The sequence below is a fragment of the Caulobacter sp. 05L422 genome (assembly GCF_056397765.1).
This window is the reverse complement of sequence record NZ_JBFTOB010000023.1, coordinates 95,361-110,636: the sequence shown is the minus strand read 5'-3', so window position 1 is coordinate 110,636 and position 15,276 is coordinate 95,361. Positions and strand designations below refer to the sequence as shown.

General features: G+C 69.8%; 18 protein-coding genes. 11 read left to right on the top strand and 7 right to left on the bottom strand.

The window, feature by feature from the left end:
- The first annotated feature begins 408 nt into the window (after positions 1–408).
- A complete protein-coding gene (locus AC1DMQ_RS20740; protein WP_477035446.1) occupies positions 409–1,236 on the top strand; it encodes a hypothetical protein in 828 nt (275 codons plus the stop codon).
- A gap of 8 nt (positions 1,237–1,244) precedes the next feature.
- The gene (locus tag AC1DMQ_RS20735; protein ID WP_477035445.1) at positions 1,245–1,634 is read left to right on the top strand and encodes a YidH family protein; all 390 of its coding nucleotides are present in this window, start codon (positions 1,245–1,247) and stop codon (positions 1,632–1,634) included.
- Positions 1,635–1,637: 3 nt separating this feature from the next.
- Here the strand turns inward: AC1DMQ_RS20735 and AC1DMQ_RS20730 are convergent, their stop codons facing one another.
- The 3 genes from AC1DMQ_RS20730 to AC1DMQ_RS20720 form a co-directional block, all read right to left on the bottom strand.
- Positions 1,638–2,387, bottom strand: a complete 750-nt coding sequence (locus tag AC1DMQ_RS20730) for a GNAT family N-acetyltransferase (RefSeq protein WP_477035444.1) — start codon at positions 2,385–2,387, stop codon at positions 1,638–1,640.
- Positions 2,388–2,475: 88 nt separating this feature from the next.
- Complete coding sequence (locus tag AC1DMQ_RS20725) at positions 2,476–2,679, bottom strand: cold-shock protein (RefSeq protein WP_056723728.1); 204 nt, start codon at positions 2,677–2,679, stop codon at positions 2,476–2,478.
- 192 nt (positions 2,680–2,871) lie between these two features.
- Positions 2,872–3,501 carry a TlpA family protein disulfide reductase gene (locus AC1DMQ_RS20720; protein ID WP_477035443.1) on the bottom strand — a complete coding sequence of 210 codons (630 nt, stop codon included), beginning with the start codon at positions 3,499–3,501 and terminating at the stop codon, positions 2,872–2,874.
- On the opposite strand from AC1DMQ_RS20720, the gene argH reads away from it, so the two are divergent.
- From argH to AC1DMQ_RS20700, 4 genes are all read left to right on the top strand, one after another.
- Positions 3,502–4,920: an argininosuccinate lyase gene (argH, locus tag AC1DMQ_RS20715; RefSeq protein ID WP_477035442.1), complete on the top strand. Its 1,419-nt coding sequence runs from the start codon at positions 3,502–3,504 to the stop codon at positions 4,918–4,920.
- On the top strand, positions 4,917–5,222 hold the full coding sequence (locus tag AC1DMQ_RS20710; RefSeq protein WP_477035441.1) for a hypothetical protein: 306 nt from the start codon (positions 4,917–4,919) through the stop codon (positions 5,220–5,222). Before argH ends, AC1DMQ_RS20710 begins: the two co-directional genes overlap by 4 nt.
- Before the next feature lie 7 nt (positions 5,223–5,229).
- Positions 5,230–6,495, top strand: a complete 1,266-nt coding sequence (gene lysA / locus AC1DMQ_RS20705) for a diaminopimelate decarboxylase (RefSeq protein WP_477035440.1) — start codon at positions 5,230–5,232, stop codon at positions 6,493–6,495.
- A 111-nt stretch (positions 6,496–6,606) separates the two neighbouring features.
- A complete protein-coding gene (locus AC1DMQ_RS20700; RefSeq protein WP_477035439.1) occupies positions 6,607–8,205 on the top strand; it encodes a methyl-accepting chemotaxis protein in 1,599 nt (532 codons plus the stop codon).
- A gap of 129 nt (positions 8,206–8,334) precedes the next feature.
- Here the strand turns inward: AC1DMQ_RS20700 and AC1DMQ_RS20695 are convergent, their stop codons facing one another.
- Both AC1DMQ_RS20695 and AC1DMQ_RS20690 read right to left on the bottom strand, forming a co-directional pair.
- The gene (locus AC1DMQ_RS20695) at positions 8,335–8,862 is read right to left on the bottom strand and encodes a phosphoribosyltransferase (RefSeq protein WP_477035438.1); all 528 of its coding nucleotides are present in this window, start codon (positions 8,860–8,862) and stop codon (positions 8,335–8,337) included.
- A gap of 15 nt (positions 8,863–8,877) precedes the next feature.
- Entirely contained in the window at positions 8,878–9,813 is a 936-nt protein-coding gene (locus tag AC1DMQ_RS20690) for an MJ0042-type zinc finger domain-containing protein (protein ID WP_477035437.1), read from the bottom strand.
- Between the two features lie 83 nt (positions 9,814–9,896).
- Here AC1DMQ_RS20690 and ftsE point away from each other — a divergent pair, with 83 nt between their 5' ends.
- The 4 genes from ftsE to AC1DMQ_RS20670 are packed head-to-tail and all read left to right on the top strand — an operon-like array spanning position 9,897 to position 12,881.
- Positions 9,897–10,664, top strand: a complete 768-nt coding sequence (ftsE, locus tag AC1DMQ_RS20685; RefSeq protein WP_477035436.1) for a cell division ATP-binding protein FtsE — start codon at positions 9,897–9,899, stop codon at positions 10,662–10,664.
- Complete coding sequence (locus AC1DMQ_RS20680; protein ID WP_477035435.1) at positions 10,661–11,551, top strand: cell division protein FtsX; 891 nt, start codon at positions 10,661–10,663, stop codon at positions 11,549–11,551. The genes ftsE and AC1DMQ_RS20680 overlap by 4 nt, the downstream gene beginning before the upstream one ends.
- Complete coding sequence (locus AC1DMQ_RS20675; protein ID WP_477035434.1) at positions 11,548–12,171, top strand: YdcF family protein; 624 nt, start codon at positions 11,548–11,550, stop codon at positions 12,169–12,171. Before AC1DMQ_RS20680 ends, AC1DMQ_RS20675 begins: the two co-directional genes overlap by 4 nt.
- A complete protein-coding gene (locus AC1DMQ_RS20670; RefSeq protein WP_477035433.1) occupies positions 12,168–12,881 on the top strand; it encodes a lysophospholipid acyltransferase family protein in 714 nt (237 codons plus the stop codon). Before AC1DMQ_RS20675 ends, AC1DMQ_RS20670 begins: the two co-directional genes overlap by 4 nt.
- Here AC1DMQ_RS20670 and AC1DMQ_RS20665 read toward each other — a convergent pair.
- Complete coding sequence (locus tag AC1DMQ_RS20665) at positions 12,878–13,459, bottom strand: aspartyl/asparaginyl beta-hydroxylase domain-containing protein (RefSeq protein ID WP_477035432.1); 582 nt, start codon at positions 13,457–13,459, stop codon at positions 12,878–12,880. The genes AC1DMQ_RS20670 and AC1DMQ_RS20665 overlap by 4 nt on opposite strands.
- Positions 13,460–13,512: 53 nt before the next feature.
- Here AC1DMQ_RS20665 and AC1DMQ_RS20660 point away from each other — a divergent pair, with 53 nt between their 5' ends.
- The gene (locus AC1DMQ_RS20660) at positions 13,513–14,694 is read left to right on the top strand and encodes an aspartyl beta-hydroxylase (RefSeq protein WP_477035431.1); all 1,182 of its coding nucleotides are present in this window, start codon (positions 13,513–13,515) and stop codon (positions 14,692–14,694) included.
- On the opposite strand, the gene AC1DMQ_RS20655 is transcribed toward AC1DMQ_RS20660, so the two are convergent.
- Positions 14,691–15,248 (bottom strand): gamma-glutamylcyclotransferase, encoded by a 558-nt coding sequence (locus AC1DMQ_RS20655; RefSeq protein ID WP_477035430.1) that lies wholly within the window; start codon positions 15,246–15,248, stop codon positions 14,691–14,693. The genes AC1DMQ_RS20660 and AC1DMQ_RS20655 overlap by 4 nt on opposite strands.
- Positions 15,249–15,276 lie beyond the last annotated feature (28 nt).

Below are 15,276 nucleotides of genomic sequence, written 5' to 3'. Positions count from 1 at the left end.
ATACACGCGCTTTGTCCCCGTTCGACGCCGACGGCGGGCGGGCTCCCCAACGATGGGAGTCCCCGGACACGCTGAAGTAACCCCCTCCAGCCCAGTCCCGCTCGATCGCCCCCCGCCGCCGCATCGGTCGCTGGCCATGCGCCCTTTCCCTGCAACGAGGTGAGATCAGGATACGGGCGGTTTCAGCGCCGAGGACCGGTGACGCTGCTTTTTCTGAAGGCCATTGGGATCGTTGGGATTCTTCGCGACCCCGACGGGGACGCAAGCCGCTCCATCCCCGCCAGCACATCTCCCGGCGCCCTATCCGGGGATTTCCGATGCGCCAATGGGACTCCGCACCATGGCGCGTCCCTGTGGCGGACCGGATAGTCGCTCCAGGGTTCGTACCGCCCCGGTGGAGGCTCTACAGTGCATCAGCGTCGCTCTTCTCTTCGGCGCCACGGTCGCCGGCCGCTCCAGCTCGCCACGCTCGCCTGCTGCCTCGCCCCCGCCCTGGCCAACGCCCAGGACGACAGCGCCGAGTTGGCCAAGAAGCTGTCCAATCCGGTCGCCAACCTGATCAGCGTGCCGTTCCAGCAGAACTACGACTGCTGCTACGGCACCGAGGACGGCGGCCGCTACACGCTCAACATCCAGCCGGTGGTCCCTTTCTCGCTGAACCAGGACTGGAACCTGATCGTCCGCACCATCGTGCCGGTGGTGAAGAAGGAGCACGCCTATCCCGGCGACGACACGGCGTTCGGCCTCAGCGACACCACCCAGAGCTTCTTCTTCTCGCCGAAGGCCGAGCACGACGGCCTGGTCTGGGCCGTCGGCCCCGCCATCCTGTGGCCGACGGGCGAGTCCGACCTCGGCACGAAGAAATGGGGCGCGGGCCCCACCGCCTTGGTGCTCAAGCAGCAGCACGGCTACACCTACGGCGTGCTGGCCAACCACATCTGGTCGTTCGCCGACGCCGGCGACCACGACCGGCCCGACGTCAGCCAGACCTTCATCCAGCCCTTCCTCAGCTACACCACGCCCCAGGCGACGACCTTCGGGATCAACGCCGAGAGCACCTACAACTGGAAGACCAAGGGCTGGACGGTGCCAATCAACCTGACGGTCAGCCAGGTCTACAAGTTCGGCGGCCAACGGGTGTCGCTGGGCGGCGGCGTGCGGGGCTATGCGGCCCAGGACGGGGTCGGACCGGAATGGGGCCTGAGATTTATCGCCACCTTCCTCTATCCGAAATAGAGATCGCCATGACCGACAGCCCCACGCATCGCGCGCCCGCCCTGCCCGCCGATCTCGGCGCGATGCGCACCGTGCTGGCGGCGGACCGGACGCTGATGGCCTGGCTGCGCACCTCGCTGTCGATGCTCAGCTTCGGGTTCACGATCTACAAGTTCCTGGAGACCGCCGCCAAGGCGGGCGCCCTCGCGCGTCCCGAAAGCCCGCAGAGGGTCGGCCTGTTCCTGGTCGCGATGGGCACCGCCTGCATGGTGCTGGGCGTGCTCGACTACTGGGTGACGATCCGCAATGTGCAGACGACCGGCGCGTTCCGCCTGGGCCGGTCGGTGCTGTTCATGTCGCTGCTGCTGGCCGTGGCCGGCGTCGCCCTGTTCGCGGCGATCATCAAGCGGGCCGTCTGACGACTATTCGACCACCCAGTAGCGATAGCCGTAGGCCGGCACGAACCCCAGGCCGCTGTAGAGCGCGATGGCCGGGGCGTTGTCGGCCTCGACCTGCAGATAGGCGCGGCGGGCGCCGAGCGAACGGGCCTCGTGCAGCAGGGCCGCCAGGACCCGGCTGGCCAAGCCCTTGCGGCGATGGCCCGGCAGGGTGCGCATGCCGAAGATCCCCGCCCACTCGCCGTCGATGGCGCTGGCCCCCAGGGCCGCGACCTCGCCGCCCAGGTCCAGCCGCGCGAAGCGGGCCGGCGCGGGGATGCGGGCCAGGGCGTCCATCCGCTCGCGGGCCTCGGCGGCGTTGCCGGCGGCGCTGGCGGTCAGCACGGCCTCGAAGGCCGGGTCCGGCGCGTCGGACAGGATCACGGCCACGTCCGTCGCCCCCGCGATCATCCCCGAGGCCTCGCCCACCATCACCAGGGTGCCGTGGGTCGGCCGATAACCGCGGGCGCGCAGGTGTTCGGACAGGTTGGCCGGGACCACCGCCCCGTCCGACAGCTTGAAGCGGGCGGGCAGTCCTCGGGCGGCGTAGAAGGCCTCGGCCGCGTCGATGGCCTCGTCGATCGGCCGATCGGGCTCGCCCAGCGGCCAGCAGGCGTTGATGCGCAGCGACCAGCCGTCCGAGGCGTTCAGCCGCCAACCGCCCAGCGCCCCGCTCCGGCGCGCCGGCCAGGCGCGATCGGCGACGGTTTCGAGGAGACGGGGATCGACGGTCATCGATTCCTACATAGCAGAAGGGCGCCGGCTCGTTGGAGCCAGCGCCCTTCAAATTCGCATATCGAGCGAAATCGCCCGAAGTTCGAGCCTAGAGCGGCTTCAGATTGTTCGCCGCGATCTTGCCGCGCTCCTCGGCGGTGTCGAAGCTGACCTTCTGGCCTTCGTCCAGGCTGCGCAGGCCCGCTCGCTCGACGGCGCTGATGTGGACGAACACGTCCTTGCCGCCGTCATCGGGCTGGATGAAGCCGAAGCCCTTGGTGCCGTTGAACCATTTCACCACGCCGGTCGCCATGTGGATATCTCCCTAGACCCAAGCCTATCGATGCCCGGACAAGCGGGCGGGTAACAATCTCAGTCGTCCGGGTAGCGTTCGCAGGCCCAAATCCAGGATTGCACGGCACAGTGGACACGCACCCGTTGAGGGGTCAATTCAAAAAACATCGGTATGCTTAAGCGTGCAGCCCCCGTTTTCTCGGCTTTTGGGTCAGTGCTCGCGCAGGAGGGCCTCGACCAGGGCGCGGGCTTCCGGGCTGTCCCACTCGGCGGGACCCGCCATCCGGGCGCGCTCGCGGCCCTGCTTGTCGTAGATGACGGTGGTCGGATAGCCGGCGGCGCGCGGGTCCAACTGGAACGACAGCTTGTAGCCCGGGTCGCGCCAGACCTGCAGCGGCGGGTTGGCGGCCATCTCGGCCTGGACCAGGTTGAGGTCGCTGTCGCGGTCGACGCTGATCGGCAGCACCTTCAGCGGCTGGGTCGCGTAGGCGGCCTGCAGCTTGGCCAGGGTCGGCATCTCCGCCTTGCAGGGCGCGCACCAGGTGGCCCAGAGGTTCATGACCACGACCTGGCCCTTGAAATCGGCCAGGGTGTGGGGCTTTCCGGCCCCGTCGGTGAACACCGTGGCCGGCGCGGCGCGCGGCTGGGCGGGGACGTCCAGCTTTACTAAGGACGCTTTCTTGAATTCGTTGAGGTCGAGAGCGCCTGCGGGTTTGAATGAAGCCGAAGCGATGACGTATAGAACCGCCGCGACGCCGATCAGCAGAACGGCGCCGATCACCCACTTCAGCGGGCCGAGCTTGCGCGCGGCTTCTTCCCTGTCCGACTGGAATTCGCTCATATGACCGACAACGCCTCTGATAAGCCCGCCGCGAACGGCCAGGGCCAAGCCATGTGGGGCGGCAGGTTCTCGGCCAAGCCGGCGGAGCTGATGCAGGCGATCAATGTCAGCATCGGCTTCGACAAGCGCCTGTGGGCGCAGGACCTGGCGGGCTCCCGCGCCCATGCGCGGATGTTGATCAGCCAAGGCGTGATTGCAAGGGAGGACGGCGAGGAAATCCTCAAGGGCCTGGACGCCATCGAGGGCGAGATCACCGCCGGGGCCTTCCCGTTCCGCGACGAATACGAAGACATCCACATGAACATCGAGGCGCGGCTGCGCGAACTGATCGGCCCGACGGCCGGTCGGCTGCACACCGCCCGCTCGCGCAACGACCAGGTGGCCGTCGACTTCCGCCTGTGGGTGCGCGAGGCCTGCGAGCGTTCGGCGGGCCAGCTGGAGGCGCTGCAGCGCGCCCTGGTCGCCCAGGCCGAGGCCCATGCCGACGCCCTGATGCCGGGCTTCACCCACCTCCAGCCGGCCCAGCCGGTGACCTTCGGCCATCACCTGATGGCCTATGTCGAGATGTTCGGCCGCGACGCCTCGCGCTTCCGCGACGCCCGCGCCCGGATGAACGAGTGTCCGCTGGGCGCCGCCGCCCTGGCCGGCTCGCCCTTCCCGATCGACCGCCACCAGACGGCCGCGACCCTGGGCTTCGACCGCCCGACCGCCAACTCGCTGGACAGCGTCTCGGCCCGCGACTTCGCCCTGGAGGCCCTGTCGGCCGCCTCGATCACCGCCACGCACCTGTCGCGCCTGGCCGAGGAGATCGTGCTGTGGACGACGCCGATGTTCGGCTTCATCAAGCTGACCGACGCCTTCACGACCGGCAGCTCGATCATGCCGCAGAAGAAGAACCCCGACGCGGCCGAGCTGATCCGCGCCAAGGTCGGCCGCATCCTGGGCTCGCTCACCACCCTGACCGTGGTCATGAAGGGCCTGCCGCTGGCCTATTCCAAGGACATGCAGGAGGACAAGGTCCCGACCTTCGAGGCGTTCGACGCCCTGGAGCTTTCCCTGCTGGCCATGGCCGGCATGGTCGCCGACCTGACCCCGAACACCGAGAAGATGGCCGCCGCCGCCGGCGCGGGCTTCTCGACGGCGACGGACCTGGCCGATTGGCTGGTCCGCGAACTGAACATGCCTTTCCGCGACGCCCACCACGTGACAGGCTCGGCCGTGAAGGCGGCGGAGACCAAGGGCGTGGATCTGGCGGAACTGGCGCTTGCCGACTTGCAGGCGATCGAGCCGCGCATCACCTCTGAGATCTACACCGTGCTCACGCCCGCCGCCTCGGCGGCCAGCCGGATGAGTTATGGCGGGACCGCTCCCGCCCAGGTTCGCGCCCAGATCGCGCGTTGGAAGGAACTGCTCGGATGATCCGCCCTCTCACCGTTCTCGCCATCGCCGCCCTGGCCCTGACCGCCGCCGCCTGCGGCAAGCAGGCCGAGCTGGAGCGTCCCGCCCCGCTGTGGAACGCCCAGAAGAAGGCCGCCTACGAGGCCGAGCGCCGCAAGGGTTCGGCCACCGCCAACCAGCCGGCCCGCCCCAATGGGACCCAGGAGAACATGGATCCGGCGTCGAGCAACCGCACGACCCGATCCGCGCCCCTGGGCGGCACCCAGTCCGACCCCTTCGGCGGCCCGTCGGGCGCCGGCTTCCCCAGCTCGCAGCCCAACTAGGCTTCTCGTGAACCATTTTGAATACGGCCCCGAGGGCCTGGCCTGCGAAGGCGTTCCCCTGGCGCGCATCGCGGCGCAGGTCGGCACGCCGGTCTATGTCTATTCCCGCGCCACCCTGGAGCGGCACTTCACGGTGTTCCGCAACGCCCTGGCCGCCGCCGGTGTCGCCGACCCGCTGATCGCCTACGCGGTGAAGGCCAATTCCAACGTCGCGGTGCTGAAGGTGCTGGGCGATTTGGGCGCCGGCGCCGACACGGTCTCGGAGGGCGAGGTCCGCCGCGCCCTGGCCGCCGGCATCCCCGGCGAACGGATCGTGTTCTCCGGCGTGGGCAAGAAGCGCGGCGAGATCGCCTTCGCGCTGCGGGCCGGAGTCGCCGAGATCAACGTCGAGTCCGAGCCCGAGCTGAACCTGATCGCGGCCGTCGCGGCGGAGCTCGGCGTCAAGGCCAAGGTGGCGTTCCGGGTCAATCCCGACGTCGCGGCCGGCGGCCACGCCAAGATCGCCACCGGCAAGTCCGAGAACAAGTTCGGCGTGTCGTTCGCCGAGGCCGCGCGCCTCTACGCCAACGCCAGCAACAACGCCAATCTCGAGCCGATCGGCGTGGCCTGCCATATCGGCAGCCAGATCACCGACCTGACGCCGATGCGCCAGGCCTTCACCAAGATGCGGGGCCTTGTCGAACAGCTGCTGGGCGAAGGCCTGCACGTCGAACGGCTGGACCTGGGCGGCGGCCTGGGCGTGCCCTATTTCAACCACCCCGAACCGCCGTCGCCGGCGGACTTCGCCAAGATGGTCGGCGAGGTCACCAAGGGCCTGCCCGTGACGCTGGCCTTCGAGCCCGGTCGCGTCATCGCCGCCAACGCCGGCGTGCTGGTGTCGGAGGTCATCCACGTCCACGAGCGTCCGGAAGGCCGCAAGTTCCTGGTCATCGACGCGGCCATGAACGACCTGGTGCGGCCGGCCATGTACGACGCCTTCCACGACATCCGGCCGGTCATCAAGCGCGGCGGCGAGACGACCTACGACGTCGTCGGTCCGATCTGCGAGACCGGCGACACCTTCACCCGCGACCGCGCCCTGCCGCCGTTCGGGCCCGGCGACCTGGTGGCCTTCATGTCGGCCGGAGCCTACGGCGCGGCCATGGCCAGCGAGTACAACACCCGTCCGCTGGTGCCCGAAGTGCTGGTCGACGGCGACCGGTTCGCGGTGATCCGCGCGCGGCCGTCGTACGAGGAAATGCTCGAGCGGGACGTGACGCCGGACTGGGTTTAGGAGACTGGGTCTAGGTATTCGTACCTAAGCCGGAAAGCCCCTACTCGTTACAGGGGATTAACCTCCACCGCCGAAACGTCACCGGGCGTTTTGGTAGAGTGGAGTAGCCGCATGATCGAGTTCGACAGCATCGAGGCCCAGCGGCGCGTCGGGGGTCATCTGGTCCTGGCGTGCATCGCCGGGATGATCCTGCTGGTCCCGGCGGCTCGCCTGTTCGCCGGCGGGCCCGTGCTGGGGCTGGCGCTGGGTTCGGTGGCGTTCGGCGCCATGGCCTGGGGCGGTTTCGCCGTCTGGCGCGACAGCGCCGCCCAGCGGATCTCCACCGCCATCAGCCTGGTCGGCCAGGTCACGCTGTTCATCGCCGCCTTCTCCGGCCACGCCTGGCAGACGGACGTGCGCATGGCCTATCTGGCCGCCCTGGCCCTGCTGGTGGCCTATGGCGACTGGCGGGTGGTGGCGGTCGGCGCGGCCAGCGTCGTCGCCGTAGACGTCGGGGCCTCGATCCTCGCGCCCAACCTGCTGATGCTGGGCGCGGTCACGCCCCTGCGGATCGCCTTCAACGCCGGGGTCGCCCTGGTCACGGCCTGGTCGCTGATCTGGCTGACGGCCGGCGTCTCGCGGCTGTTCGTCACCGTCAACGCCCGCACCGACAAGGCCCTGACCGCCGCGCGCGAGGCCGACGCGGCCAACGCCGCCGCCGAAGCCGCCCGCGACGCCCGCGACGCCGACAACGCCGAGCAGGCCGCCCAGAAGGCGGCGCTGGAGGCCGAACAGGCCCTGGTGGTCGACACCGTCGCCACCGGCCTGGCCCGGCTGTCGCGCGGCGACCTGACCTGCCGCCTGACCCAGCCCTTCGCCGTCCGCTACGAACCGCTGCGCGCCGATTTCAACGGCGCGATGGAAAAGCTGCAGGCCGCCATGCGCGAGATCACCGGCAATGCGTCCAGCATGAGCGCCGGCGTGGTCGACATGGCCCGCGCCGTCGACGAACTGGCTGACCGCACCGAACAGCAGGCCGCCGGCCTGGTGCAGACCGCCGCCGCCCTGGACCAGATCACCGCCGCCGTGCGCTCGACCGCCGAAGGCGCCCACCAGGCCAACGCGGCCGCCGCCTCGGCCCGTTCCGAGGTCGAGCGCTCCGACCCAGTGGTCACCGAGGCGGTCGAAGCCATGACCCTGATCGAGGCGTCGTCCGGCAAGATCGGCCAGATCATCGGGGTGATCGACGAGATCGCCTTCCAGACCAACCTGCTGGCCCTGAACGCCGGTGTCGAAGCCGCTCGCGCGGGCGACGCCGGCCGCGGCTTCGCGGTGGTGGCGCAAGAGGTGCGGGCCCTGGCCCAGCGGTCGGCCGACGCGGCCAAGGAGATCAAGGGCCTGGTCAACGAGTCCGGCGCCCAGGTCGCGGCCGGCGTCGAGCGGGTGGGCCGCACCCGCGAGGCCCTGCGGCGGATCGTCGACGTGGTGGCCAGGATCGACCAGCAGGTCACCGCCATCGCCCGCTCGGCCCAGGATCAGGCCCAGGGCCTGGGCGAGGTCAACACCACCATGGCCGAGATGGACCGCGTCGTGCAGCGCAACGCCGCCATGGTCGAGGAGACCACCGCCGCGGCCCACACGCTGCAGGTCGAAAGCCGGGAGCTGTCGGCGCGGGTGGATATCTTCGACGTGGGTCAGAAGGGTCAGGGCACGGACCGGCGGGCGGCCTGACTAAAGCCCTCCCCCTGTGGGGGAGGTGTCGGCGCAGCCGACGGAGGGGGGAGCTTGCGTAAGGTGGGTCCTCTCCCCCCACCGGCGCATTCGCGCCGCCTCCCCCACAGGGGGAGGTCCTAGAGAGTCTTAGTCCATCGCGCCGATGTACGGCAGGCCGCGGCTCTTGCCTTCGTCGTCCAGGCCGTAGCCGACCAGGTAGCGGGCCGGGGCTTCCCAGGCGATGAAATCGGGCTCGATGCGCGGCTTGTCCCAGGGCTTGCGGGCGAAGACCGCGGTCAGAACTTCGCTGGCGCCGGCGTCCTTGACCAGCTTGGCGGCCTCGCCCAGCGACAGGCCGGTGTCGAGCACGTCGTCGACCACCAGGGCGCGGCGGCCGATCAGCGGGCGCTGCAGGTCGGCGCGGACCTCGCAGCGGCCCGAGCTCTTGCGCTCGTCATGGTAGGAGGCCAGCCACAGGGCGTCGAAGCGGACGTCGCGACCGGCGCGCCACAGGGCCCGGGTCAGGTCGGCGGCGAACCACAGGCCGCCCGTCAGCAGGCAGACGACGACGGTGTCGTTGTCGATGCGCGGGGCGATGGCCTTGGCCAGGGCTTCCACCCGCTCGGCGATTTCTTCCTGAGAAATCAGGACTTCGGGGGCGGGGCGTTCGGTCATTTCAGGATTTCTTGGTCAATGATGGTCGGCCGGGGCCGGTTCGACCGCTCCGGTCTCATGACCAGGGGGCTCATGTCCAGCCCCTTGCGCCTCGTGAGCCGCGGGTTCCGCGCCCGCCGCCAGCTCGGCCGGCTGGTCCTGGGCCCCGCGTAATGAGGGCGCCTCGGGGTTGGAGACCTTCTCGACATGGCCCGCCGGACCGGCGTGCTTGGCCGCGCCGGGCTCCAGGGCAAAGCCGATTTCCAGGGTGTTGGCCGTGCGGGGCGGGTCCAGCAGGGTCACCGAGAAGTGCCGGGTCTGGCTGGGCGGAATCAGCGGATCGGCGGCGGCGGCCAGCTTCCCGGCCACCCGCTTGCCGTTCTCGTTCAGCAGGGCCACGCGCAGCGGCGGCGTGACGACCTGATGATCGGTGATGTTGCGCAGCACGCCGGTGATGGTGATGGCCGCGTGGCCGTTCTGCATCGTCGGCTCGGCCTTCAGGTCCTCGACCACCAGGCCGACGTTGTTCACGGGCATGCGGGCGAAGGCGTAGGCGCCCGCCGTGCGGGGCCACAGGTGGGCGACATTCATGCGAAACACGCCGGCGCTCACCAGCAGCAGCACCATGACGGCGACCATGCCGCCCCAGATGATGCCCGTGGTCTTGGCTTCCTTCAGGCGGCGCTCGGCGTCGGCTCGGGCCCGGAACACCTTGGGCAGTTCCTCGCCAGGCAGTTGGTCGACCGGGGTCTCGGGATCGTCGGAAGGGTTGGATGCGCCGTCCAGCGCGGTCAGGTTCGGTTCGCCCGCCAGGTCGGCGGCCGAAGGCTCTTCGAACAGATCCAGGGCTTCTTCGTTGCGCGCCGTCCAGCGCGCGCCGCAGGAGGCGCAGCGCACGACACGGCCAGCCGCGCCGACCTTGGAGTCATCGACGAAATAGCGGCTGGCGCACTCTGGGCAGGTCAGTATCATGGCCGCGAATCGGACGCTCCCCGCTCCTACACACGAGGTCGCCGATTTTGCCAGCCATGTCCACACGACCCAGCGACACACCCTTGCGCATCGATGACGTCCAGGATGGCGACACCGCCCCGGTCGTCCGCTTCGAAGGTGTTTCGATGCGGTACGGACGCGGGCCGGAAACGCTCAGCGATCTCAAGTTCACCCTACACCCAGGGTCTTTCCATTTCCTCACCGGCCCGTCGGGCGCGGGAAAGAGTTCGCTGCTCAAGCTGATCTACCTGGCCCACCGTGCGTCACGAGGCCGCGTGGAGCTGTTCGGCCGCGACATCAGCCTGACCCGGCCCGAGGACCTGCCGTTCATCCGCCGCCGCATCGGGGTGGTGTTCCAGGACTTCCGCCTGCTGGACCATCTGTCGGTGTTCGACAACGCCGCCCTGCCGCTGCGCATCGCCGGCCGCAAGCCCAACACCTATCGCGAGGACGTCGCCGAGCTGCTGCAGTGGGTGGGCCTGGGCGACCGCATGCACGCCCTGCCCGCCACCCTGTCGGGCGGCGAGAAGCAGCGCCTGGCCATCGCCCGCGCCGTGGTCGACCGCCCCGACGTGCTGCTGGCCGACGAGCCGACCGGCAATGTCGATCCGGCCATGTCGCTGCGCCTGCTGCGACTATTTGTCGAACTGAACCGCCTGGGCACCACGGTGCTGATCGCCACCCACGACGAGGACCTGGTGGCGCGCGCCAACCGCCCCACCCTGCATCTGGAGCAGGGCCGCCTGGTCGATTTCGCCGACGAGGACCCCGGCCAGGCCTACGCCTACGAGGACGACGACAACTACGAAGACGAGGAGGACGACGCGTGAGCGAGTTCTCCGTCGCCCGCTGGAAGCCCGGCAAGCTGTTGCCGCCGCGCGACGCGCGCGACGGCTCGCTGCTGTTCGTGGTCGCGGTGCTGTGCTTCCTGGCCTGCCTGACGGCCCTGGCGGCGATCGCCTCGACCCGCGCCGCCACCGGCTGGACCGCCCAACTGACGGGCTCGGCCACCGTGGTGGTCCGCCCCCGCGCCAGCGAAAGCCCCGACAGCGCCGCGGCCCGCGCGGCCGAGACCCTGTCGGGCGTCAAGGGCGTCAGCGAGGCCCGCGCCCTGCCCAAGGACAAGGCCGAGGCCCTGCTCGAGCCGTGGATCGGCCGCGAGGCGCTGATCGCCGACCTGCCCGTGCCGCGCCTGGTGACCCTGGACCTCGATCCCAAGGCCCCCGCCACCGCCGCCGCCCTGACCAAGGCGCTGAAGGAGGCCAATGTCGACGCCGTGGTCGACGACCACAGCCGCTGGATCGCCGACATCGAGCACGCCGCGCGCCTGGCCGGCTGGGCCGCCATCGGCGTGTTCGCCCTGATCGCCACGGCGGCCGCCGCCGTGATCGTGTTCGCCACCCGCGCCGCCCTGACCGCGCGCCACGACATCGTCGAGGTGCTGCACCTGTCCGGCGCCGAGGACGGCTTCATCGCCAACCTGTTCCAGAACCGTTTCGCGGGCATGGCCTTCATCGCCGGCTTGCTGGGCGGGGCCAGCGCGGCCATGATCGGGGCGGCGGCGCGGCTCGCGGGGGGCGGCCAGGGACTGACGCCGGTCCTGCCGCTGGCCTGGATCGATCTTCTGGCGCCCCTGCCCTGCCCGTTGGTGGCGGCGCTGGTGGCCGGGATCGCGGCCCGCGCCGCTTCCCTGCGCCTGTTGAGAGGCATGCCGTGAAGAGCATCGCAGCGCTGCTGATCCTGGTGATGGTCTGGTTCGTCGGCCTGCTGGCCTTCACCAGCCGCGTCGACCAATCCACGCCGCCCGCCGAACCGCCGGTGTCGGACGGGGTGGTGGCGCTGACCGGCGCCTCGAACCTGCGGCTGGAGGCGGCGACCAAGCTGCTGGAAGCCGGCAAGGGCAAGCGCCTGCTGATCTCCGGCGTCAACCGGGAAGCCTCGCGCGAAGACGTGCTGGGCGTGACCAAGGCCGTGCGGCCGATCTACGAATGCTGCATCGACCTGGGCTACGCGGCCGCCGACACCGTCGGCAACGCCAGCGAGTCCGCCGAGTGGGCCAAGGCCAAGGACTATCACAGCCTGATCGTGGTCACCGCCGACTACCACATGCCGCGCTCGATGCTGGAGCTGCACGCCGCCATGCCCGACGTGGAGCTGCACCCCTACCCCGTGGTCACCGAGAGCCTGAACGCCCACCGCTGGTGGAAAGGCGGCACGAGCGCCCGGCGGATGATCGTGGAATACTGCAAGTACCTGGCGATCCTGGGCCGTGAGGCGTTCCTCAGCCTGGGTCCCAAGGAAAAGGCCGGACCGGCTCCGGCGAAGGAAGCGTCTTGATCTATCTGCGTTCGTTCCTGTTCCAGCTGTTCTTCTGGCTGTGGTCGGCGGCCTGGGCCATCGGCATGATCGTCACCTATCCCCTTCCCCGCCGCGCCAACACCTGGTCGCTGTCGACCTGGTCCAAGGGCCTGATCTGGGGCCTGCGCTGGCTGGCCGACATCAAGGTCGAGGTGCGCGGCGAGCAATACCGGCCGACCGGGCCGGCGCTGGTCGCGCCCAAGCACCAGTCGATGTTCGACGTCTTCAGCCAGTTCGCCCTGTTGCCCGACGCCTGCTTCGTGATGAAGAAGGAACTGCTGATGGTGCCGCTGTTCGGGTGGCACGGACTGAAGGCCGGCATGATCGTCGTCGACCGCGCCGGCCATTCGACCGCGCTGAAGAAGCTGGTGCGCGACGCCGTCGACCGCATGAAGGAAACCCGCCAGGTCGTGATCTTCCCCGAAGGCACGCGCGGCGCGGTCGGCCAGCCCGGCGACTACAAGCCCGGCATCGCCGCGCTCTATCGCGAGCTGAACCTGCCGGTCACGCCGATGGCCCTGAACTGCGGGGTCCACTGGCCCCGGGGCAAGTTCCTGATGCCGCCCGGCACGATCGTCTTCGAATACCTGCCCCCGATCCCCGCCGGCCTGAAGCGCGGCGAATTCATGCGCGAGCTGCAGACCCGCATCGACACGGCGACCAAGGCCCTGGAGGACGAGGGCCTCTAGGCCTCCGCCAGGGCCTCGTCGAAGAACCCCGTCAGCCAGTCGTCGACCACCAGGTCCAGCACCAGGTGCACGCGGTCGCTCGTCCCGCGATTGGCCACGGCGTGCGGGTCGCTCAAGCGCAGGTACCAGGTTTCGCCCGGCTTCATCTGCACCCGGGTGCGGTTGAGCAGGAATTCGACATCGGGGCTGGTGGTCACCGGGATATGGACACGCGCCTCGCCGCCCTCGACGCCAAGGTCAAGGTCGGTGTGCTCCTTGATGATCGACCCCGGCGTCAGCCTCATCAGCCGCACATTGCGCACCGGGCAGGCGAACGCGGCGATCACCGCGCGAAAATAGGGACAGGCCGCCAGCATGGGCGTGTCGACGAAGGTCGTGGCCGTCGGGTCCGAATAGATCATCCGGATCGGATGGGTCTCGCCCGCCGCGCAGCGCAACGGGATCACGCTCCAGTCGCCCTCGTAGTTCTGCTCGACGAAGTGCGCGGTCCAGGGCGTGGCCGACAGGGCGTCCAGGTCGCGCCGCAGCAGGGCCGGATCGAAGCTCAGCGGCAGTTGCAATCTGTCCGGGAACGCCATCCAGTGACGCTATCGAGCCGCGAGCGGCGTCACAAGTGCTGACGGGAGAGGCGATGCCGGCGAGCCTGGAGACCAAGACGCCGGCGGTGGACGCGCTGCTGTCCCTGCGCGCCATGGTCCTGCCGGATCCTGCTCTCCAGGACGAACTGGGCGACATCGAGGACTTCGCGGTCTTCGCCGCGCGGCTGGCCGAGGCGGCAAGGGCCAGGGACCTCGACCTGGACGCCGAGGCGGTGAAGGACCTGCTCTATGCCCCGCCTCGACCGCCTTTGGTCGACGGTTTCAAGCCCTCGCCAGGCTGGCTGCCCGTCGACCTCGCCCAGATCGACGCCCCCGCCACCGTCGCCTGGCTTCGCTTCGGCCGGCGACGCCTGACCGAGTCGTTCTTCCACGACTCCGTGACCCGCCAACGCCATCTGCCCTTCAGCCGGCTGTTCGGCGTCCGTACGCCGCTCGGCGACCTGGCGGCCTGGGCCGACGCCTTGCCCGCCCGGGAACCCGCCGGCCTGATCTTCCACATGTCGCGCTGCGGTTCGACCCTGGCGGCGCAGATGCTGGCCGCCTCCCCGGCCAATGTCGTGCTGTCCGAGGCCGCCCCGATCAACGCGATCGTCCGCCGCGCCGATCTAGACGACGAGGCCAAGGTCGCCCTGCTGCGCGCCATGGTCGCCGCCGTGGGCCAGGCGCGGAACGGCGAGACCCGCCTGTTCCTCAAGCTGGACTGCTGGCACAGCCTGGACCTGCCGCTGTTCCGACGCGCCTTTCCCGACACGCCCTGGGTGTTCCTGTATCGCGACCCGGTCGAGGTGCTGGTCTCGCAGACCCGGCGACGGGGCGTCCAGATGGTGCCCAGCCTGGTCCCGCCGTCGACCTTCGGGATCGACCTGCCGGACGGCGTGCCCAGCGACGACTACTGCGCCCGGGTGTTGGCGGCGGTCTGCGGAGGCGCGGCGCGTCATTATCCGGCGGGCGGCGGACGGCTGGTGAACTACCGCCAGCTCCCCGAGGCGCTGTTCACGGAAGTCCTGCCGCACTTCGGAGTGACGTCCTCGGAGGCCGAATCCCAGGCCATGCGCGCCGCGACCGTCCGCGACGCCAAGACGCCCGAGCAAGCCTTCGCCCCTGACGCCCAGGACAAGCAGCAAGCGGCGACGCCGGCGTTGCGCGAGATTTGCGAGCGACGACTGGCGGACGTCTACGGTCGGTTGGAAGCCTTGCGGGCCGGCCGGCCCTAGGCCGCCTCGCGCGCCTCGACCATCTTCAGCAGCGCCTCCATGGCGTGGTCGCGTACGCGGTCCTCGCGCAGGTGCATCACCAGGTCGCGCAGATAGTCGATGTTGCGGCCCGACAGCCCGGTGGCCCCGGCGATCAACTCGGCCTGCTGGTCCAGGGTCAGCGCCCCCGCCCACTGGGCGTGCTTCATGTCCGACAGGAAGACCAGCGACTTCACCTTGCCGTTTCCGTCAATCTTCAGATCGGACCAAGCCTCGAAATAGGTCTCGGTCGGCTGCTCGCGCTCGCGCAGATAGGCGTAGACCTCGGGCCATTCCGCCGCGGCCACGCTATAGGCCACGCCGCGCACCGCGCCGCCCGGCGCCAGGCCCAGCACAAGCCCCGGCCGCTCGTAGGTGCCCCTGTGGTGGACCGAATAGATGCAGAAGGCCCGGCGGCGCCCATGGAGCACGGCCGTTCTTCGCTCTATGAACGGGAACCCGGGCCGCCACATCAGCGATCCATATCCGAACACCCAGCGGTCTTCGCTGCCTGCCCCGTTGTCTACCAAGCTCATCACTGTTCCCGACCGGAGCCGCCCATTC